The following is a 19492-nucleotide window of genomic DNA, read 5'->3' as shown; positions in this document are numbered from 1 at the left end:
CACTCGATGGTTGAAACCACGCACGGGGCGCGGCTGAGGCGGTCGCGTAGCCCGGATGGACCGAAGCGCAATCCGGGGTCTTTTCACAAGCTGCGGCGGTCCCGGATTTCGCTTCGCTCCATCCGGGCTAAGAGTCGCCGCTCAGACCGACATCGCTCCCTTGCGCCTGAACGGATCGACCAGGCGGACGATCTCGCAGGCGGCGACGAGGCCGGCGAGCCAGACCGCGCTGGTCAGTCCGATCCGCGCCACGATGGCCGCGGTGAAGGCGCCCTCTCCGCCGAGGATCGGCGTCGCGGCGAGCAGCACGAGCTCATAGGCCGCATAGGCGGCGACGAATGTGATCGCCAGCATCAACGGCGTGCGGCCTTGCGGGAGCATACGAAGGACGGCCGATGAAGCCGCGGTCGCGACAAGGGCAGCAGCGCCGATCACAGAACCCCAGGCGATCGTGCTGCCATCGATCGGATAGTGTAGCGCGCCGAAGCCGATGCACTGGTTCACGAGCCACGCGCCGGTGACGACGAGCAGCGCCGGCCGCAGCGGCAGCATCGCGGCCGCGACGACCGAGAAGGCCGCAAAGGGCGTTGCGCAGGCGAGCGCAAAACTCGCGAGCGCGCATGACACCGTCAGCAGCGCAAAGCCGAACATCGGCGCAAGGCGCGGCGCGACCGGGTGAAGGCGAAAACGGTCGGCATGGGGCGAAAGCATGTCAGTGGCCATCATTGGTCTCCTGGCGCTGATCCTAGCACATTTGTCGGGAGTTGAACCGCCACGATCCACCTCGCGACGCGACCGGCGGACTCAGCGAACCCCAAAGCCACGATGAAATCGATGAATCGTTGCCGCTTCGCACTTTTCCGGATCATGCTCTAGGCAGGCTTCCGCGCCGCGCGCGTCGTGACCACCGCCCGCTCGCCGGCATCGACGAGCTGACCGATACCGGTCCGGCCTGTCAGCGCGCAGCGGATGATGTGCTCGGCGACCGACCTGCGGAACGCATGATCCTCGCCCACGGGGCGATTGCGGCAAATCCGATCCAGCGCCAGCTTCATGTTGATCCTTGTGCGGGTGTCGAAATGCTCGCTGATCATTCGCCCGGCCTCGATCGGTGATGTTGGGGCGGAAACGTCCGACGATCGGCCGGGTTCCCGAACGGGATCGAGCAATGCCCCGGCCGCCTATGTGCGGCCTCTCGGGCGCTGCGCCTGGGCCCAGGCCACAGTGACGTCACGCGGCGGGATGTCGATGCGCCTGATCGGCGTCAATTCGCCCGAGGCGGAGACGATCGCGGTCTCCTCGCGGCGACAGCGCGGGCACACGAAGCGGACCTCGCTCGGCGACGCCGACCAGCTCGAGCGTTTGACGTTGGCCGCCATCGGCCATGCGTCGCACTGCGAGCACGACACCAGAAACCGGCCGGGATCGAGCATACCCATTCCATTGGACTCCGCGTCCTGCCTGCTCCTACCAATGATTATGTCATGTGAATCGTTCCGGTGTCCCGACACCGTCAGCCCTCGACGCCCGAGGAACCGGCAAACCCTGGCAGCTCAGTGCGCGCCCTTGAGCGTGCAGGACGTGGTGCAGGTCACCGTATTGCCATGGTCGCACGCCTTGCAGGCGGCCACGCACTGGTTCATGTCGCGGGGATTGTAAGAGCTGTAGTTCCGCACCGGGCAGGCTGCGGTCGAGCCGGTGATGTCCTGCTCCTGGTTGCAGGCCGCCGTCATGAGCGCGAGGATGAGCACCGCAAGAAGACGCATGGGATTGCCCCGTAAGACACCGGCAAAGCAACATCAGCGGAACGCGCTGCATTGCAGCGAGCCCCGGCATTCCCACTGCGAGCCATCGCGAATCGCGACGCTCACGCCCTCAAAGGATGCGTGCCAAATGTTAAGAACGGATTGCAGCCGCCTTCAGGCCGCAGCCCTGGACGCGACCGCAGCCCGCGTCTCGCGCGCCAGCTGGTAATAGTGCTCGGCGAGCTTGAGATAGAATTCGCGCTTGGTGCTGTCGGTGGCGAGCTTGGCGATCAGCTCGCATTCGGCCGTGAGCGTCTCGAACCGTTCCAGCCTGTCCTCAAGTTCCGTCATCGGCGTGTCCCCATCAAACGCCTCAAGGACGGCAAACCTAAGCCCGGGGAATAGGTCACGAAGAACATCGTTATCGAGTAGAATCAATTTTTCCCGCGCGGGGCCTACTTCTGCTCCAGCCGCCAGGCGCCGTCCCACCCCTCGCCCGGCGGATCGGCCTCGAACTGCGCGATTCGGGCGAGCAGCGTACGCGAGGGACCGTCGCCGGGGACGGCTTCGAGCGCCGCGTTGAAGGCGGCCCGGGCCTCGTCGAAGCGGCGGGCGCGATAGGCGGCGAGAGCTTCGGCATAGTGCGCGCGCAAGCCGTCCTGCGCGGCGGTGAGCGCGCCGGCCCTCGCCATCACCTCGAAGATCGCCTGCGGCGCGCTCTGGCCGGCGACCGCCAGACGATCGATCTCGCGCAATTCGAGACGCCCACCGATCGCATCCGCGGTCGCCTGCGCGATCAGGATGCGGGTGCCGTAGACCTTGTTGACGGCCTCGAGCCGCGAGGCGAGGTTCACGGCATCGCCCATCACGGTGAAGCTCATCATCAGCTCGGAGCCGATGCTGCCGGTGAGGACCTCGCCGGTGGCGATGCCGATGCGCAGGTCGCACGGCACAGGCATGGCGCGGATGCCGAGCAGATCGGGCAATTGCCTCTGGAGCGCGGGCACCTGGTCGGCCATGTCGATGGCGGCACAGCCGGCCAGGAGCGCCGGCTCGTCCTCCTCGATGAAGGGCGGGCCCCAATAGGCCATGATGGCATCGCCGATATATTTGTCGATGACGCCGCGATTGCTCCTGATCGGGACCGACATCACCGTGAAATAGTGGTTCATCACCTTGACGAGGCCGCGCGGGGTCATGCCCTCGCTCATCGAGGTGAAGCCGCTCATGTCGCAGAACATGATGGTCATCACCCGGCGCTGGCCGTCGATGGCGACCTCCGGCCGCTCGATCAGGCCCTGCACCACCTTGGGATCGATGTAGCGGCCAAACGTCTCGCGGATGCGCTCGTTGTGGCGCAACTGCTCGATCATGCGGTTGAAGGCGGCCGCGAGCTCGCCGATCTCGTCCTGGGTCGAGACGGCGATGGTCTTGTCGAACCGCCCGGCCTCGACCTCGCGGGTGCCGGCGAGCAAAAGGCGCACCGGCCGCGTGATGCCGCTGGACACCAGCAGCGCGAAGGCAAATCCGACAATCGCCGCGAGCAAGGTCACGATGCCCGAAACGACGATCGCCTGCCGCTGGTGACCGATCACCTGCGACGTCGCGGCGAACACCTGTGTCAACATGTCGGCGCGGATCGCATCGAACTTCTGGTTGAACTGGTCGCGGATGGCATCGATATGTTCCAGCGTGCCACGGGCTTCCGCCATCTGCTTGGCGTCGACCTGCTTGAGGAGCTTTGCGTGGTCCTCGTTCAGGTCGCGGCGCAGCTCGGTGACGGCAGTCTCGATGCGGATCTCGATCCGCGCCAACGCGGCATTGTCGGACGGCGTCCTCGGGTCGTCGATGATCGCGTTGATGAGCTTGCGTGCGCCCTCGGCCTCCTCCTCGATCTTGCGATCCGCTTCCTCGAACTCGCGCAGGCGCGCCGCATAGGCCTCCTCGTCCGAGGACGCCTGCATCTTCATCATGACCATGCGCCGCAGCGCCACCGACCGCTCCAGCGAGCGAATATTGGCGCGCGCCAGATCGCCATAGGCCGGGATATAGCGGTTGGTCAGCTCGTCAAGAAGTACGCCGACCTGGCTCGACATCACCATCGACAGGATCGAGGTGACCAGCATCAGGACGATCAATCCGAGGGCGATGCCGACGATCTTGCGCCGGATCGACTGGTTGAAAATCGGCATAGGTTCGGGGCAAAGGCTGAAGGGACAGGTCGGGGAACTCAATACACCGGATTTCAGCTCGGGAACACGCGCAATCTGGCCCTCGCGGCGCCCTGGACCGCGCGCAACCGTCGCGCGAGCCTCATTCGTTAACAAAGGTTAAAGGCCCGGCTCTATCCCGCGTTGCAAGAGTTCCCGCGCTCCATCCGTATTTTGCCGCAATGTTGCGACAGCGTGACAAATGCGAAACGATGCCGTGGCATCGTTTTCGATGCTTTGATTCTCGAGCCGCATGTCGTCGCGGACTTTGGTTTGTACTGGTTTCGCAGGGGGGACCACGGAATGAACCAGTGCCTACGCTCGCTCGCGTGTGTCGTTGCCGTGGCCGCCTTGGCTCTCCTTCCGACGGAGCTGGCGGCGAAGAGCCATCACAAATCGTCCGCGTCGAAGAAGACGCATGAGGCGAAAGCCGGCAAGCAGCGCCATGCCGCGGCGAAATCGCGCCATGGCAAGCACGCCGAGGCGAAGCGCAAGTCGAAGAAGCAGGACGACGAGCCGTCAGACAAGCCGGCGCCCCCGCCGCTGACCGGCGACCTCGCCGCACTCAAGGACGCGATCGATCTCGCGCGCAAGGGCAAGACCGATGACGCGGGCGCGGCGCGCGACCGCATCGCTGACCCCGCCGGGCAGAAGCTCGCCGACTGGTTCATGCTGCGCCATTCCGAGAGCACCGCGAATTTCAAACGCTACGCCGCCTTCCTCGCCGCCAATCCGGACTGGCCGAGCAGCGCGCTGCTGCGCCGGCGTGCCGAGGCGCGGCTGTGGCAGGAGAAGACCGACGCGGCCACCGTGCACAGATTCACCATGGACCGCCCGACCAGCGCCAAGGGCAAGTTCGCGCTCGCCCGCGTGCTGCTCGCCGAAGGCGACGCCGACAGGGCTGCCCGCCTCGTCCGCGAGGCCTGGCGCACGGACGAATTGTCGGAGCGCAGCGAGGAAGACGCCTACGAGGCGTTCCGCGATCTCTTCACTGCCGACGACCATCGCGCCCGCATGGACAAGCGGCTCGGGGCCAAGGACTATGCCGGCGCAAGGCGCGTCGCAAAACGGCTCGGCGAAGATGCGCTCGCGATCGTCAAGGCCTGCGCCGCCGTCACCGGCAAGGCCAACAAGGCCAAGGATTATCTCGATGACGTGTCGACCGAGGCGCGCCGCGATCTCGGCTATGTGCTGTGCCGCGCGCAATGGCATCTCCAGAAGGACCGCATCGACGACGCGGCCGAGGTGATCCTGGCCGCCGCGCCCGACACCATGGCGGCGCAGGACACCGACGCCTGGTGGCGCGAGCGTCGTCTGCTGGCGCGAAAACTGCTCGACCAGGGCAAGTCCAGGACCGCTTACGACGTGGTGCGCGCGGCGGCCGTGCCGGCGATGGAGGTCTATCGCGTCGACTACCACTTCATGTGCGGCTGGATCGCGCTACGCTATCTCGACGATCCCAGGACGGCGATGATGCACTTCGCCGCGATCGACGAAGGCTCGGCCAATCCGCTCGCGCTGTCGCGCGCCCATTACTGGCGCGGCCGCGCCGCGGAAGCGATGGGGGCGACGGCCGATGCGCGCCAGAGCTATCAAGTGGCGGCGCGCTACCCGACCGCCTATTACGGTCAGCTCGCCCGCGCCAAGCTCGGCCTCGACCGCATCGAGCTGCGCCCGCCCTCGCCCGTGCTGGCCGCAGCCGACACGCAGACGCTGGACGAGCGCGTGCGCGCGGCCGACATGCTCTATGGCGTCGGCGAGCGCGACACGGTGTTCTACTACGCCGAGGATTTTGCCAAGGAGAGCACCGACGTTGCCGCCCTCGAAGGCCTCGGCGAGCTGGCCGGACGGCGCAACGATGCGCGCGTCATGCTGGAGGTGGGCAAGTCCGCGCTGGCGCGCGGGTTCGCGCTCGACCATTACGCATTCCCGACCATCGGCATCCCCGAGCACAAGCAGGTCGCGCCCGCGATCGAGACCAGCGTGATCTATTCGGTGGCGCGCACCGAAAGCTCGTTCGACCAGCGCGACAAGTCGCCCGCCAATGCGGTCGGCCTGATGCAGGTGACGCCGGAAGCCGGGCGCGACACCGCAAAGCGCTTCGGCCTGACCTATGACTGGGACAGGATGGTCTCCGATCCCGTCTACAACACGCAGATGGGGGCGGCCGAGCTCAGCGCGCTGATGTCGGAATATCGCGGCAACCAGATCATGACCTTCGCCGGCTACAATGCCGGCCGCGGCCGCGTGCGCGAATGGGTGCAGGCGCGCGGCGACCCCAGGGATCCCAAGGTCGATCCGGTCGACTGGGTCGAACGCATCCCGCTGTCGGAGACGCGCAATTACGTCCAGCGCGTGATGGAGAACGTGCTGGTCTACCGTGCGCGGTTCGAGAGCAGCGGCATGGTCGCTGCGAAATCCGAGCAGCGCGTCACGACGCAGGAAGTGAGCGCGGCACCAACGGCATCGGCCGCAGCCCCCTCACCCTAGCCTCGCGACCGCCGGGGCTGGAACGCGGCGCGGGGCTGGACGTGGTGACTGCGGCCGACGATTCTGCGCGGCCTGCGTGGTTCAGCTAGCCGTCACCTCCTTCCGTGGTCAGAAGGTCGTGGGCGCGCAGATATACCTCGGTCAGCGAGCGCGAGAGCGCGCCCATCTGCATCATCCAGCTCCAGCTCGAGATCGCCCCCAGCACCGCGATCGCCTCGAGCGAGCTGCGGTAGGGCCACAGCAGCTCCATGGCCGCCCGCTGATCCCGACGGTAGCAATCTTGGTCGCAATAGCGCTCTTGCTTGGACACATGCCGGACGTAACTCGAACCCAGCGGCCGGGCGCACGCACTGCAGACGGCGCCGTGGCAGGGACGTTCCTGATTGACGAGCATGAATCTCAAGGCCGTGTCCTCTCCTGCCGGCCGGCGCGCACCCGCCGATGCGCCTCGCCCGCCTGTCTGCTCAAGATGCCGCGCGCGTACGCCCCCCGATCAACGATGCTGCCCCGTGATGAAGCGCGTAGCATTCGCACCCGCAGTAGGGCAGCAATGTCCTGACATCGCGCAAGTAGCTGCCGCTGATCTCCTCGCAGCACCATAGACAGAACGTCTTGCGAAAAGGGGTTCGGCCGTTGACCAGTATGAACCTCACGTGGCACCTCCGAGCGCGAAGCAGTAGACCGTGTCGACCAGAGAGGCGGACGGCGGCGGGGCGCAAAGATGGTTGCGGCCGTCGGGATTGTCTCTGTTTCGCTCCACCTTCTGGGACGGGATGAGGATGTACTTCCCGTCTTCCCGGCGCCGTGCGTAGATCCTGCCGTCGACGTACCGTATCTCCGTCGGATAGCAATCCGCGCTGTTGCAGCAACTCAGCACCGGATTGTCCGGCATGTGCCAGCTCGAATAGAACTTCTCGTGCAGCAGCTGATCCTGGGGCGGATGATGACGATGTGCATCCTGTCCAAGCTCCTCGGCCTTCACTTCGGTCAGCGACGGAAGCGACAGCGCAATCGTCAAGAGGAGTTTGCAAGCACGGTTCAGCACGCAGCCCCCCGTTCAGAGTTTCGGACTCACGCCGCCTGAAATCGAAACAGCCATCGGCGGTCGCGCTCGCGGCGCGCCCTGAAGCGATCGAGACACCTTCTGGAGCAGAGCGGCGTTCGCCAGGAATAATATCGGATCAGGCCAAACTTGCCGTTACAGACAGCACAGCCTTTTACAACAGGACCGCGCTCGGGGTGTTCAGGGCTATCGCACATCATGCTCTACTCCTGTCTGTCATGATCGTGGCTACGCTCGTGCGTCGGTGCACGGCCATCCACGCTCGTTATTGAAAATGCGGTCTCTCAATCACGACCCGCCAATCATGCGGCAATTCGGAGTAACGGACGCAGAGCTTGGCTCTATGAGCAGCACATCGCGCAAATCGCCGGCTCGTGCCTTGCACATCGCGTCCCCTCGATTGGTCGTGAGACTAGTCCGCACACAACGGACCGCTCAATTGTACGGAGGTAAATGTGCTCTATGATTAGGAATGCGCGAGCTATACGTAGGTTTGTCCCGTAGTTCCCCGGCCCTTTGCCTTCAATTAGACCAAGCAAAGCCAGCTGGCTGCACGGCAACCGCGAGTTTCGGTGGGCGGATTCCACTTTAGTCGTAAGGAATTGCTCCCCTTGTTGCAAAGTGCTCTACTTGCCTTGGCCTCAGCGAGCCGGGATGCCTGCGATGATGCCAGGCCAGATTGCGAAATTTGGGAATTCGGCCGCACAATTCCTGCTCGGCGGCCTTGCGGCGCTTCGATCGTTCGGCAACGGCGAGAAGGACGAGCCCGCGGCCGCGGATGATTCGCGGCAAGACGCCGTCGATCTACGCGACGCCGTGAGGCAGTGGCGTGAGGTGTTCGAGCACAATCCGGTCATGTATTTCATGGTCGATCCGGCCGGAACAGTGCTCAACGTCAACACGTTCGGTGCCGCACAACTGGGCTATACGCCGGCCGAGCTGATTGGCCAGTCCGTGCTCAACGTCTTCTTCGAGGAGGACCACGACTACGTCCGTCGATGCGTCGCGCGGTCCCTGGAAACCCTGCACCAGTCGCATACCTGGGAGATTCGCAAGTTCCGGAAGGACGGCTCGGTCCTTTGGGTCCGTGAAAACGCCAAGGCGATGCTGCGCGGCGACGGAACGCCGATCGTGCTGGTTGCCTGCGAAAATATCACCCAGCGCAAGGAGGCGGAGGATGCGCTGCGGCAGAGCGAAGCCTACCTCGCCCAGGCGCAGGAACTGAGCCGCACCGGCAGCTTCGGCCTGAACGTCGCGACAGGCGCGATCGTCTGGTCAAGGGAAACCTTTCGCATCTTCCAGTGCGACGTGGCGGTGAAGCCGACCCTGGAGTTTGTCTTCCAGCGCATCCATCCGGAGGACCGCGATGCGGTCAGAAGGACCCTCGATCGGGCCTCCCGACGCGCAGAGGATTTCGACCACGAGTATCGCCTGCTGATGCCGGATGGATCAGTCAAATACCTCCATTCCGTGGCGCGCGCGCTGAAACATGGATCAGGGCGCATCGAGCTCGTCGGGGCCGTCACCGATGTCACGGTTGCAAAGGAGTCCGAGCAAAGGCTGCGGCGCAGCGAGGCCTATTTGGCCGAGGCGCAACGGCTCAGCCATACAAGCAGCTGGGCCTGGGATGTGCGCCGTCAGGAGTTTGCATACCGATCGGCTGAACTCTACCGCCTGTTCGGATTTGAGCCGAACCATATCGATGTACCGGCACGGGCTTTCCAAGAACGTATCCTCCCCGAGGACTTCCAACGGATCATCGAGGTGGAACGTCAGGCCCTCCGGCGAAGGGACCCCTTTGAAATCGACTTTCGCATTGCGCGCCCAGACGGCTCGATACGACGAGTCCATACCGAAGGACATCCCGTCGTCGGCAGCGATGGCGAAGTGATGGAAATCATCGGTACCCATGTGGACGTCACCGACCAGGTCGCCGCAAAGGAAGCGCTTCAAAGGGCATTTGACGAGCTCAAGGCATCCGAGCAGCGATTCCGCGACTATGCGGAAACCGCATCGGACTGGTTTTGGGAGACCGGGCCGGATCACCGTATCACCAAGATATCGGAACACGCCGATCCGGCCGGTGCTGCGCCGACGGCCCTGATCGGCCTGACGCGCTGGGACATTCCGCCCGATGCCGAGCTCGAGCCCGGGAAGTGGGAGCAGCATCGCGCGACGCTCGACGCCCACCTCCCGTTCCGCGATCTGGTTTACCGCGGCAGGGATCGCAACGGCTCTCCAATTTACGTGCGCACCAGCGGCAAGCCCCTGCATGACGCGGACGGTCATTTTCTCGGCTATCGAGGCGTCAGTAGCGATGTAACGGCGGCTATCCGCGCCGAGCATGCTGAAGAAGCGCTGCGCAAAGCACAAGCCGAGCTCGCCCATGTCACGCGCGTCACGACGCTTGGCGAACTCACCGCCTCGATTGCCCACGAAATCACCCAGCCTCTTGCCGCCGTGATTTCCAATGCGGACGCCTGCATGACTTGGCTCGATCGCGAACCCGCCGACTTGAAGGCCGCGCGCCGTTCCGCGGAATGGATCGTCGAGGACGCCAATCGGGCCAGCGAGGTGATCCGCCGGATCAGGGCGCTCGCGAAGAAGACCGAGATCGAAGTGGTTTCACTCGACATCAACCAAGTCGTCAGGGAGGCGGTGGCGCTCGTTCGGCGCGAGCTCGCGACCCATAGGGTGTCGGTGCGAATGGAGTTGGCGTCCAACCTGCCGAAGATTTGCGGCGACCGGATCCAGCTCCAGCAGGTGCTGATCAACCTGGTGATGAACGGCATCGAAGCCATGCAAGCCAATGTCGACCGCCCGCGCGAAATGGCGATCCGATCGAGCCGGACGGACGACGACGACGGCGACCGCCTGCTTCTCACCGTGACGGACCGCGGGGTCGGCCTCGGCAAGGACGTCAAGGAACGCATCTTCACCCCCTTCTTCACGACGAAATCGGACGGTCTGGGGATGGGACTCTCGATCTGCCGATCGATCATCGAGGCTCACGCGGGCCGGCTTTCGGCCTTTCAAAATGAGGGGAGCGGTGCAACATTTCAGATCGCCCTGCCCTTGCAGCACAGGGACACGTCGTGACCGACCATGCCAAGCAGGGCCAGGCGAGCGCAGGTGAGCCGATCGTCCTGATCGTCGATGATGATCCGTCGATGCGCCGCGCGCTGACCAATCTCTTTCAATCGGTCGGCCTTAAGGTCGAGGCCTTCAGTTCAGCGGCAGAGATCTTGGAAGCCAAACCGCCTGCGGTCCCCAGCTGCCTTGTGCTCGACATCCGCCTGCCAGGATCGAGCGGCCTCGACCTCCAGGCCGACCTCGCCAAGGCCAACATTCACACGCCCATTATCTTTATCACCGGTCATGGCGATATTCCCATGACCGTGAGAGCCATGAAGAGCGGTGCCGTCGATTTCCTCACCAAACCGGTGCGCGATCAGGACATGCTGGATGCGGTACAGGCGGCGATCGAACGGGATCGCAGGCGGCGCGATGCGGAGAAGTCGATCTCAGGCGTGCGCTCCCGTTTCGAGGGGCTGACAGCGCGCGAGCGCGACGTCCTCGCCCTGGTTGCATCCGGCCTGATGAACAAACAGGTCGCCGCCGAACTTGGATTGGCCGAGATCACCGTGAAGATCTATCGCGGGCAGATCATGCGGAAAATGGAGGCGAAGTCATTGGCCGATCTCGTCCGAATGACCGACGCGCTTGGAATCCCTCGCAATAGGGGTCACCTGCAAACCTAAGTATGCTTTCCAATCTCGCTCCGGGGGCCCACTTTCCCTAAACGGCTGAACCGCGGCCGGCGGCTCCCCGTTCAGGAGCGATCATATTGTCAGTGCCTTCGATCATTTCCGTCATTGATGATGATCCCTCCGTTCGCCTTGCGACGAACAACCTCCTGACGTCGCGCGGATACACGGTCTACACCTTTGGTTCCGCTCACGAATTTCTCCAATCCGCCGAACTGGACACGACCTCCTGCGTGATCGCGGACGTGCAGATGTTGGCCATGAGCGGCGTCGAGCTGTTGATGCATATGCGCAGCCTCGGGCGCATCACGCCCTTCATCTTCATGACGGCTTTTCCCGACGACGCCGTGCGCGACCGCGCGCTGAAGGCCGGCGCGTCCTGCTTTCTCGCCAAGCCGTTTTCCACGCCGGCTCTGCTTCAATGTCTGGAGGCGGCCCTGTCGGAGTCCAAGATGTAACCCGGCCGTGCCTGCCCCTGATAGCTCCTCAGGCGGCGGCTCATCGTCGTGGCGACATACGTAGAGGCGAGGCGCTCAATCCACCTTGATGTTGGCCGCCTTGATGATCGGCCACCACTTCGCGATCTCCGCCTTCTGGCGGGTGCCGAGCGCTTCGGGGGTGAGCTGATCCTGCGGCGTCATCTCCAGGCCCTGGCTTTCGAGCTGCTTCTTCACGGCGGGATCGTTCAGGGCGTCCACGGCCGCGGCGTTGAGCTTGGCCACGATCTCCTTCGGCGTGCCCTTCGGCACCCACATGCCCGACCACAGCGTCATGTGGAAGCCTTTCAGGCCCGCCTCCTCAGCGGTCGGGATGTCGGGCGCCGAGGGCAGGCGCTTGTCGTCGGTGACGGCGTAGGCACGGATGGTGCCGGCGCGGACCTGGTTGATGGAGTTGGAGGTCTGGTCGACGATGACGTCGATCTGGCCGGCGATGAGATCGTTCAGCGCAGGCGCGGTGCCGCGATACGGCACGTATTGCAGCTTGATGCCGGAGACGCTCTCGAAATAGACGCCGGCGATGTGGCTGCCGGAGCCTGCACCGGCCGTACCGGCCGTGGGGGACGACGGCCGCGACTTCAGCCAGTCCAGCAGCTCCTTCAGCGAAGTCGCGGGCACCGCGTTCTTGCTGACCACGATCATCGGATTGCTCGGCAGCAGCACCACCGGCTCGAGATCGGCAACGAGGTCGTATTTGAGCTTGTAGACCGCGCCGTTGGCCACATGAGTGCCGAGATGGCCGAACGAGATGGTGTAGCCGTCCGGCGGTGATTGCACGGCGCGGCCGACGCCGATCGAGCCGCCGGCGCCGGTGACGTTCTCGACCACCAGGGGCTGGCCGAGCGTCGTCCGCATCCGTTCGGCGAGCGCGCGCGCCATCGCATCCGACGGGCCGCCGGCCGCGAACGGAACGATGATGGTGATGGGATGCGAGGGATAGTCGTCGGCGCGCGCAGCGCCGGCGAGAGCGAGAATACCGATCAGCCCGGCCCAGACGGCCTTCTTCATTGTTCTCTCCCCAGCAATGTCATTCTTATTTTTGCCTCTTCCCGCGTAGGGGAAGAGGGATCATTCGTGAAGAGACGAAATGACGCGCTAGAACTGCGAGAAATCGATCGGCTTGTGCCGATCCAGCGTGCGGGTCACCGGCGGCAGCGGGTACTTCAGGCCGGTCGCGCAGTTGAACAGCATCACGCGGTCGGTCTTGCTGACGCGGCCGTCGGCAAGGCTCTCCTTGTAGGCGGCGTAGGTCGCGGCGCCTTCGGGGCACAGCAAAAGCCCCTCCTCGCGCGCGACCTCGCTGAGCGCCGCCGAGATCTTGTCGTCGTCGACCGCGATGGCAAAGCCCTTGCTCTCGCGCACCGCGCGCAAAATCAGGAAATCGCCGATCGCCTGCGGCACGCGGATGCCCGACGCGATGGTGTGGGCGTCCTCCCAGCGCGTCGCGTGCTCCGTGCCGGCCTCATAGGCCCGCACCATCGGCGCACAGCCGGAGGCCTGCACCGCGACCATGCGCGGGCGTTTTGAGCCGATGAAGCCGATCTTCTCGAGCTCGTCGAAGGCCTTCCACATGCCGATCAGGCCGGTGCCGCCGCCGGTCGGATAGAAGATCACGTCGGGCACGTCCCAACCGAGCTGCTCGGCGAGCTCGAGGCCCATCGTCTTCTTGCCTTCGATGCGGTACGGCTCCTTGAGCGTGGACGTGTCGAACCAGCCGACCTTCGCCTTGCCCTCGCCGACGATCTTGCCGCAATCGTCGATATAGCCGTTGACGCGGTAGACGGTCGCGCCCTGGAGCTCGATCTCGCTGACGTTCACCTCGGGCGTGTCGGCCGGGCAGAAGATCGTGGTCTTGATGCCGCAGGACGTTGCATAGGCCGCGAGCGCCGCACCGGCATTGCCGTTGGTCGGCATCGCCATGTGCTTGATGCCGAGCGCCTTGCCCATCGACACCGCCATCACCAGACCGCGCGCCTTGAACGAGCCGGTCGGCAGCCGCCCCTCGTCCTTCACGATGATCTCGCCGCCACCGAGCTTCTTCCCGAGCTTGGGCAGCCGGACCAGCGGAGTCGCCACTTCGCCGAGCGAGACGATATCCCGGCATTTGCGCACCGGCAGCAGCTCGCGATAGCGCCACATATCGGCGGGACGCTGGCTCAGTGCATCCTTGGTCAGCGCCTTCTTCACGCCCGCGAGGTCGTAGCGCACCAAGAGCGGCTTGCCGGCTTTCGAGAGATTGTGGACCTGGTCGGCGGCGTAGTGATCGCCTTCCATCGCGCATTCGAGATGGGTGACGAAGGTCGGGCGTTCGATGGTGAGGTTGTCGTTATCGTGCATGGATCTGCCTTCTTCTTGTGTCCGCGACTTTCTGGCTGTCATTGCCGGGCTTGACCCGGCAATCCATCCCTTGAAGAGCGCTTCGCTTGATGGATGCGCGGGTCAAGCCCGCGCATGACGAGTGGCGAGTACCGCTAGATATTCAACACCCGTCCATACGCATCCAGCACGGCTTCCTTCATCATCTCCGACAGGGTCGGATGCGGGAATACCGTGTGCATCAGCTCTTCTTCCGTCGTCTCCAGATTCATGGCGACGACGTAGCCCTGGATCAGCTCGGTGACCTCCGCGCCGACCATGTGGGCGCCGAGAAGCTGGCCGGTCTTCTTGTCGAAGATCACCTTGACCAGGCCCTGGTCCTCGCCGAGCGCGATCGCCTTGCCGTTGCCGACGAAGGGGAAGCGGCCGACGCGGATCTCGCGGCCGTTCTCCTTGGCCTTGGCTTCGGTGAGGCCGACGGAGGCGACCTGCGGCTGGCAGTAGGTGCAGCCCGGGATCATGTTCTTGTCCATGGGATGCGGATGCAGGCCCTTGATCGCCTCGACGCAGATCACGCCTTCATGCTCGGCCTTGTGCGCGAGCATGGGGGGACCTGCGACGTCGCCGATGGCGTAGATGCCGGGGATGTTGGTCTTGCCGTAACCGTCGATGACGATGCAGCCGCGGTCGGTTTTGACGCCGAGCTTTTCGAGGCCGAGATTCTCGATGTTGCCGACGACGCCGACCGCCGAGATCACGCGCTCGAACTCGGTGGTCACAGGCTTGCCCTTGCCGTCGTCGATGGTGGCGACGACGCTGTCGGCCTTCTTCTCCAGCTTGGTCACCTTGGTCGAGGACATGATCTTGATGCCCTGCTTCTCCAGGCGCTTGCGCGCAAGGCCGGCGATCTCCGCGTCCTCGACGGGCAGGATCTGCGGCAGCACCTCGACCACGGTGACGTCGGAGCCCATGGTGTGGAAGAACGAGGCGAACTCGATGCCGATCGCGCCGGAGCCGACGACCAGCAGCGACTTCGGCATCCGCTCCGGCACCATCGCCTCGAAATAGGTCCAGATCAGCTTCTTGTCGGGCTCGAGCCCCGGCAGCACGCGCGGCCGCGCGCCGGTCGCGACGATGATGTGCTTGGCCTGGTAAGTCCCCTCGCCCAGCGCACCCTTCGGTCCCTCGACGTCGGACTTCTTCACGGTGACCTTGCCGGGCGCGTCGATCGAGGCGGCGCCCCAGATCACGCTGACCTTGTTCTTCTTCATCAGGAAGCCGACGCCGTCGTTCAGCCGCTTCGAGACGCCGCGCGAGCGCTGCACCACGGCCTTCGGGTCGAACGAGACCTTCTCGGCCGACAGGCCGTAATCCTTGGCGTGCTGCATGTAGTGGTAGATCTCGGCGGAGCGCAGCAATGCCTTGGTCGGGATGCAGCCCCAGTTCAGGCAGATGCCGCCGAGGTAGGACTTTTCGACGATCGCGACCTTGAAGCCGAGCTGGGCGGCGCGGATCGCGGTGACATAGCCGCCGGGACCGGAGCCGATGATGATGATGTCGAAGGATGTATCGGCCATGGCGGCTCCCGTTCAACTCAAGCGGTCGTTGCGCCGCGGGCGCGGCGATTGAGAATGTAAATTCTGATCAGCCATTCCGAGAGAATGACCGCCGCCATGACGGCAAAGATGGTGAGCGCGATCGGTGCCCAGATGCTGCGCGACAGTGCCTCGCCGGCGAAGAAGGCGGCCTCAACGATTTCGAGGCCGAACGGATTGAGCGTGAGGATCAGCGACACCAGCATCGAGATCCAGGGCCAGCGCGTCCTCATGCGCCATCTCAGACCATCATCATGACGGGATTTTCGATCAACTGCTTGAACGCGCCGATCAGCTCGGCGCCGAGCGCGCCGTCGATGGCGCGGTGATCGCACGACAAGGTCACGCTCATCATGTGCGCGATCTCGATCTTGCCATTCCGCACCACCGGCCGTTCTTCGCTGGTGCCGACCGCGAGGATGGTGGCATGCGGCGGGTTGATCACGGCGGTGAAGTGGCTGATACCGTACATGCCGAGGTTGGAGACGGCGGTGGTGCCGCCCTGGTATTCCTCGGGCTTGAGCTTGCGCGAGCGGGCGCGCGCGGCAAAATCCTTCATCTCGTTGGAGATGGTGGAGAGCGTCTTGGTCTCCGCTTTCCGGATGATCGGCGTGATCAGGCCGCCGGGCATCGCCACGGCGACGCCGACGTCGGAATGGTGATGCTTGACCATGCCGCTTTCGGTCCAGCTCACATTGCAGTTCGGGATCTTCTGCAGCGCGACCGCCATCGCCTTGATGACGAAGTCATTGACCGAGATCTTGTAGAGCGGCTTCTTCTCCTTGTCCTTGGGAGCGGCCGCATTGATCTCCTCGCGCGCAGCGAGCAGCTTGCCGATGTCGCAGTCGATGGTGAGGTAGAAGTGCGGGACGTTCTGGATCGACGCGGTCAAACGTTGGGCAATCGTGCGGCGCATGCCGTCGTGCGGGACGATGTCGTAGGAGCCCGGCTCGAACAGCGACAGGATCTGCTTGTCCGACATGGTCGGCGCGATCGCGGGCGCACCTGACGGCGCTGCGGCGGGCGCCTTGAGGCCCTTGCCGGACTTGGCCTGCTCGACGTCGCGGGCGACGACACGACCGTGCGGGCCGGTGCCGTTGATGGCCGCGATCTGGATGCCGGCGTCCTTGGCGAGGCGCCGCGCGAGCGGCGAGGAGAACACGCGGCCGCCCTGCCCGTTGGTCTGTGCCGCGGGAGCTGAAGCCGGCGCGGTGGCAGGAGCCGGCGCTGCCTTCGGTGCAGCCGGCGCGGGTGCTGGCGCTGCAGCCGGTGCTTCGGCGGCCTTCGGCGGCGCGGCTGATGCGCTGGGCTTGGCGGCGCCGGCGGCCTTCACGTCTTCGCCCTCACCAGCGAGTACGGCGATCACGTCGTTGACCGGGACGTCCTGCGTGCCCTCGGGCACGAGGATCTTGGCGATCGTGCCCTCGTCGATGGCCTCGACCTCCATGGTCGCCTTGTCGGTCTCGATCTCGGCGATGACGTCGCCGGATTTGACCTTGTCGCCTTCCTTCTTCAGCCACTTGGCGAGGTTGCCCTTCTCCATCGTCGGCGAGAGAGCGGGCATCAGGATGTTGATGGGCATGCTGACCTCAAGAAGAACTTTGCAAAACGTCGTCTCCGACAGCGAAGACGAACAGACCAGGTTTAGTTGCCGATGTCGCCTTGCCACAGGCGCTCATTGGCCGGGATAGATCGCCAATTCTTCATCATGGTGATGGAGCGGTCGTCGGCAAGGTCGATCCAGGGGATGCCGAACTTGTCGAGAATGTCCTTGGAGCCCGGGAAGGTGACGGATTCTCCGATCACCACCAGCTTCACCTTGAACAGAGCGAGCGCGCCGGCACACATCGAGCATGGCGACAGCGTGGTGTACATGACGGTGTCGTGGAATGTGATCGCGCCGGCCTCGCGCAGGCAGCTCATCTCGCCGTGCAGGATCACGTTGTTCTCCTGCACGCGGTTGTTGTGGCCGCGGGCGATGATCTGGTTGTCGCGCGTCAGCACGGCGCCGATCGGCAGGCCTCCCTGCGCGATCGAAGCCTCCGCCTCGCGGATCGCCTCCAGCATGAAATCGAAGTGATAGGATTCGATCGCCACTGTCAGTGCCCCTTCCCGCGCGGCGTCGTGGTGCCGGTGTCCGTGGGACGCTCGATCTCGGCCTGGAACATCTCGAGGATCCGGCTCAACGCGTCCTCCTCGGTATATTCGCTCTCGCGCGCATAGGCGCGCGCCGCATGGCGGGCAAGGTCGACGAGCAAGAGGCCCCACATGTCGGGTTCCTCGAAGGCACGCTGGAACGCCATCGACAGCCCGCCGTCCAGCACGAACACGCGCAGGATCTCGACCGCGTCCTCGCGGGTCATGACGTCGGGTGGCAGTGGCTGCTCCTTCGGGCCCGCCATGGTCTACCTGTAGCAGACGGCTTTGGCGGCCTCGACGACTTCAGCCGCCGAAGGCAGCGCGAGCTTCTCCAGATTAGCGGCATACGGCATCGGCACGTCCTTGCCGGAGACGCGCGCGACAGGCGCGTCCAGATAGTCGAACGCGTTCTCCATGATCCGCGCGGCGATCTCGGCGCCGACGCCGCTCTGGGCCCAGCCCTCTTCCACCGTGACGGCGCGCCCCGTTTTCTTGACCGAGTTGACGATGGTCTCGGTGTCCATCGGACGCAGCGTGCGCAGGTCGATCACCTCGGCCTCGATGCCGTCCTTGGCGAGCTCGTCGGCCGCCTTCAGCGCATAGGTCATGCCGTTCGACCAGGAGATGATGGTGACATGGCTGCCGGAGCGCACGATGCGCGCCTTGCCGATCGGAATCACGAAGTCGTCGAGCTTGGGTACTTCGCCGGTGTGGCCGTACAGCACCTCGTTCTCGAGGAAGATCACCGGATTGGGATCGCGGATCGCGGCCTTCAGCAGGCCCTTGTAATCCGCGGCCGAAAACGGCGCGACGACCTTGAGACCCGGGACGTTCGAATACCAGGCCGAGTAGTCCTGGCTGTGCTGGGCGGCAACGCGGGCGGCGGCACCGTTGGGCCCGCGGAACACGATCGAGCAACCCATCTGGCCGCCGGACATGTAGAGCGTCTTGGCCGCGGAGTTGATGATCTGGTCGATCGCCTGCATGGCGAAGTTGAAGGTCATGAACTCCACGATCGGCTTCAACCCGGTCATCGCGGCGCCGACGCCGATGCCCGCAAAGCCGTGCTCGGTGATCGGCGTGTCGATGACGCGCTTGGCACCGAATTCCTGGAGCAAGCCCTGGGTGACCTTGTAGGCGCCCTGATACTCGGCAACCTCTTCGCCCATCACGAAGACGTCGGCGTCGCGGCGCATCTCCTCGGCCATGGCATCGCGCAGCGCTTCGCGGATGGTCTGCGTCACCATCTCGGTGCCGGCGGGCACTTCCGGATCGGGCTCGGCGACAGCTTGCGGCGCGGGCGCAGCCTTCGGCGCCGAGATCATCGGCTTGCCTTCGCCGACCGGCGAGCGGGATTCGGCGACTTCCTGCGCGACGCTCGGCGCGGGCGCGGCCGGCGCCTTGGCGAGATCGGCGGCCGTCTCGCCATCGGCGAGAATGGTCGCGATCGGCGTGTTGACGGCAACGTCGGCGGTGCCCTCGGGGATCAGGATCTTGCCGAGCGTGCCCTCGTCGGTCGCCTCGACCTCCATGGTCGCCTTGTCGGTCTCGATCTCGGCGATGACATCGCCGGACTTGATCGTCTCACCCTCTTTTTTCAGCCATTTGGCGAGGTTGCCCTTCTCCATCGTGGGCGACAACGCGGGCATCAGCACTTGAATTGGCATATC

Annotated in this window: 20 protein-coding genes; 4 read left to right on the top strand and 16 right to left on the bottom strand. The window is 64.7% G+C overall.

Features of this window, described 5'->3' with window-relative positions:
* Positions 1-141 precede the first annotated feature (141 nt).
* From E4K65_RS17635 to E4K65_RS17620, 6 genes are all read right to left on the bottom strand, one after another.
* Positions 142-723, bottom strand: a complete 582-nt coding sequence (locus tag E4K65_RS17635; protein ID WP_135175251.1) for a hypothetical protein — start codon at positions 721-723, stop codon at positions 142-144.
* A 149-nt stretch (positions 724-872) separates the two neighbouring features.
* Positions 873-1094 carry a hypothetical protein gene (locus E4K65_RS17630; protein ID WP_135175250.1) on the bottom strand — a complete coding sequence of 74 codons (222 nt, stop codon included), beginning with the start codon at positions 1092-1094 and terminating at the stop codon, positions 873-875.
* Between the two features lie 87 nt (positions 1095-1181).
* Positions 1182-1439: a hypothetical protein gene (locus E4K65_RS47300; RefSeq protein WP_167770895.1), complete on the bottom strand. Its 258-nt coding sequence runs from the start codon at positions 1437-1439 to the stop codon at positions 1182-1184.
* 114 nt (positions 1440-1553) lie between these two features.
* Positions 1554-1766: a hypothetical protein gene (locus tag E4K65_RS47295; protein WP_027548279.1), complete on the bottom strand. Its 213-nt coding sequence runs from the start codon at positions 1764-1766 to the stop codon at positions 1554-1556.
* A gap of 153 nt (positions 1767-1919) precedes the next feature.
* Positions 1920-2096, bottom strand: coding sequence for a hypothetical protein (locus E4K65_RS47290; protein ID WP_167770894.1), 177 nt, complete (start codon positions 2094-2096; stop codon positions 1920-1922).
* A 104-nt stretch (positions 2097-2200) separates the two neighbouring features.
* Complete coding sequence (locus E4K65_RS17620) at positions 2201-3937, bottom strand: adenylate/guanylate cyclase domain-containing protein (RefSeq protein ID WP_167770893.1); 1737 nt, start codon at positions 3935-3937, stop codon at positions 2201-2203.
* A 321-nt stretch (positions 3938-4258) separates the two neighbouring features.
* Here E4K65_RS17620 and E4K65_RS17615 point away from each other — a divergent pair, with 321 nt between their 5' ends.
* Positions 4259-6445 carry a lytic transglycosylase domain-containing protein gene (locus tag E4K65_RS17615; RefSeq protein ID WP_167770892.1) on the top strand — a complete coding sequence of 729 codons (2187 nt, stop codon included), beginning with the start codon at positions 4259-4261 and terminating at the stop codon, positions 6443-6445.
* Positions 6446-6530: 85 nt separating this feature from the next.
* On the opposite strand, the gene E4K65_RS48740 is transcribed toward E4K65_RS17615, so the two are convergent.
* Positions 6531-6695, bottom strand: a complete 165-nt coding sequence (locus tag E4K65_RS48740; RefSeq protein WP_235885664.1) for a hypothetical protein — start codon at positions 6693-6695, stop codon at positions 6531-6533.
* Between the two features lie 399 nt (positions 6696-7094).
* On the bottom strand, positions 7095-7490 hold the full coding sequence (locus E4K65_RS17605) for a hypothetical protein (protein WP_235885662.1): 396 nt from the start codon (positions 7488-7490) through the stop codon (positions 7095-7097).
* 681 nt (positions 7491-8171) lie between these two features.
* On the opposite strand from E4K65_RS17605, the gene E4K65_RS17590 reads away from it, so the two are divergent.
* The 3 genes from E4K65_RS17590 to E4K65_RS17580 all read left to right on the top strand — a co-directional run bounded on the left by E4K65_RS17590 (position 8172) and on the right by E4K65_RS17580 (position 11733).
* Positions 8172-10607 carry a PAS domain S-box protein gene (locus E4K65_RS17590; protein ID WP_167770891.1) on the top strand — a complete coding sequence of 812 codons (2436 nt, stop codon included), beginning with the start codon at positions 8172-8174 and terminating at the stop codon, positions 10605-10607.
* A complete protein-coding gene (locus E4K65_RS17585; protein WP_027548274.1) occupies positions 10604-11269 on the top strand; it encodes a response regulator transcription factor in 666 nt (221 codons plus the stop codon). Before E4K65_RS17590 ends, E4K65_RS17585 begins: the two co-directional genes overlap by 4 nt.
* An 86-nt stretch (positions 11270-11355) precedes the next feature.
* Positions 11356-11733, top strand: a complete 378-nt coding sequence (locus tag E4K65_RS17580) for a response regulator transcription factor (RefSeq protein WP_027548273.1) — start codon at positions 11356-11358, stop codon at positions 11731-11733.
* 75 nt (positions 11734-11808) lie between these two features.
* Here the strand turns inward: E4K65_RS17580 and E4K65_RS17575 are convergent, their stop codons facing one another.
* The 8 genes from E4K65_RS17575 to E4K65_RS17540 all read right to left on the bottom strand — a co-directional run bounded on the left by E4K65_RS17575 (position 11809) and on the right by E4K65_RS17540 (position 19489).
* Positions 11809-12780 (bottom strand): tripartite tricarboxylate transporter substrate binding protein BugD, encoded by a 972-nt coding sequence (locus tag E4K65_RS17575; RefSeq protein WP_135175246.1) that lies wholly within the window; start codon positions 12778-12780, stop codon positions 11809-11811.
* Between the two features lie 87 nt (positions 12781-12867).
* Positions 12868-14109, bottom strand: a complete 1242-nt coding sequence (locus tag E4K65_RS17570; protein WP_135175245.1) for a threonine synthase — start codon at positions 14107-14109, stop codon at positions 12868-12870.
* Positions 14110-14243: 134 nt separating this feature from the next.
* Positions 14244-15665 carry a dihydrolipoyl dehydrogenase gene (gene lpdA / locus E4K65_RS17565; RefSeq protein ID WP_135175244.1) on the bottom strand — a complete coding sequence of 474 codons (1422 nt, stop codon included), beginning with the start codon at positions 15663-15665 and terminating at the stop codon, positions 14244-14246.
* Between the two features lie 17 nt (positions 15666-15682).
* Positions 15683-15916 carry a hypothetical protein gene (locus E4K65_RS17560; protein WP_135175243.1) on the bottom strand — a complete coding sequence of 78 codons (234 nt, stop codon included), beginning with the start codon at positions 15914-15916 and terminating at the stop codon, positions 15683-15685.
* Positions 15917-15924: 8 nt separating this feature from the next.
* Positions 15925-17265: a pyruvate dehydrogenase complex dihydrolipoamide acetyltransferase gene (locus E4K65_RS17555; protein ID WP_135175242.1), complete on the bottom strand. Its 1341-nt coding sequence runs from the start codon at positions 17263-17265 to the stop codon at positions 15925-15927.
* A gap of 62 nt (positions 17266-17327) precedes the next feature.
* Positions 17328-17780 carry a nucleoside deaminase gene (locus tag E4K65_RS17550; protein WP_027548267.1) on the bottom strand — a complete coding sequence of 151 codons (453 nt, stop codon included), beginning with the start codon at positions 17778-17780 and terminating at the stop codon, positions 17328-17330.
* 2 nt (positions 17781-17782) lie between these two features.
* Positions 17783-18085 carry a DUF5076 domain-containing protein gene (locus tag E4K65_RS17545; RefSeq protein WP_008142223.1) on the bottom strand — a complete coding sequence of 101 codons (303 nt, stop codon included), beginning with the start codon at positions 18083-18085 and terminating at the stop codon, positions 17783-17785.
* Positions 18086-18088: 3 nt separating this feature from the next.
* Positions 18089-19489 carry a pyruvate dehydrogenase complex E1 component subunit beta gene (locus E4K65_RS17540; protein ID WP_135175241.1) on the bottom strand — a complete coding sequence of 467 codons (1401 nt, stop codon included), beginning with the start codon at positions 19487-19489 and terminating at the stop codon, positions 18089-18091.
* Between the last annotated feature and the right edge of the window lie 3 nt (positions 19490-19492).

Source organism: Bradyrhizobium niftali, assembly GCF_004571025.1.
Lineage (GTDB): Bacteria > Pseudomonadota > Alphaproteobacteria > Rhizobiales > Xanthobacteraceae > Bradyrhizobium > Bradyrhizobium niftali.
Note: the sequence above shows the minus strand (reverse complement) of the source record. Positions and strands in the feature narration are given on the sequence as shown.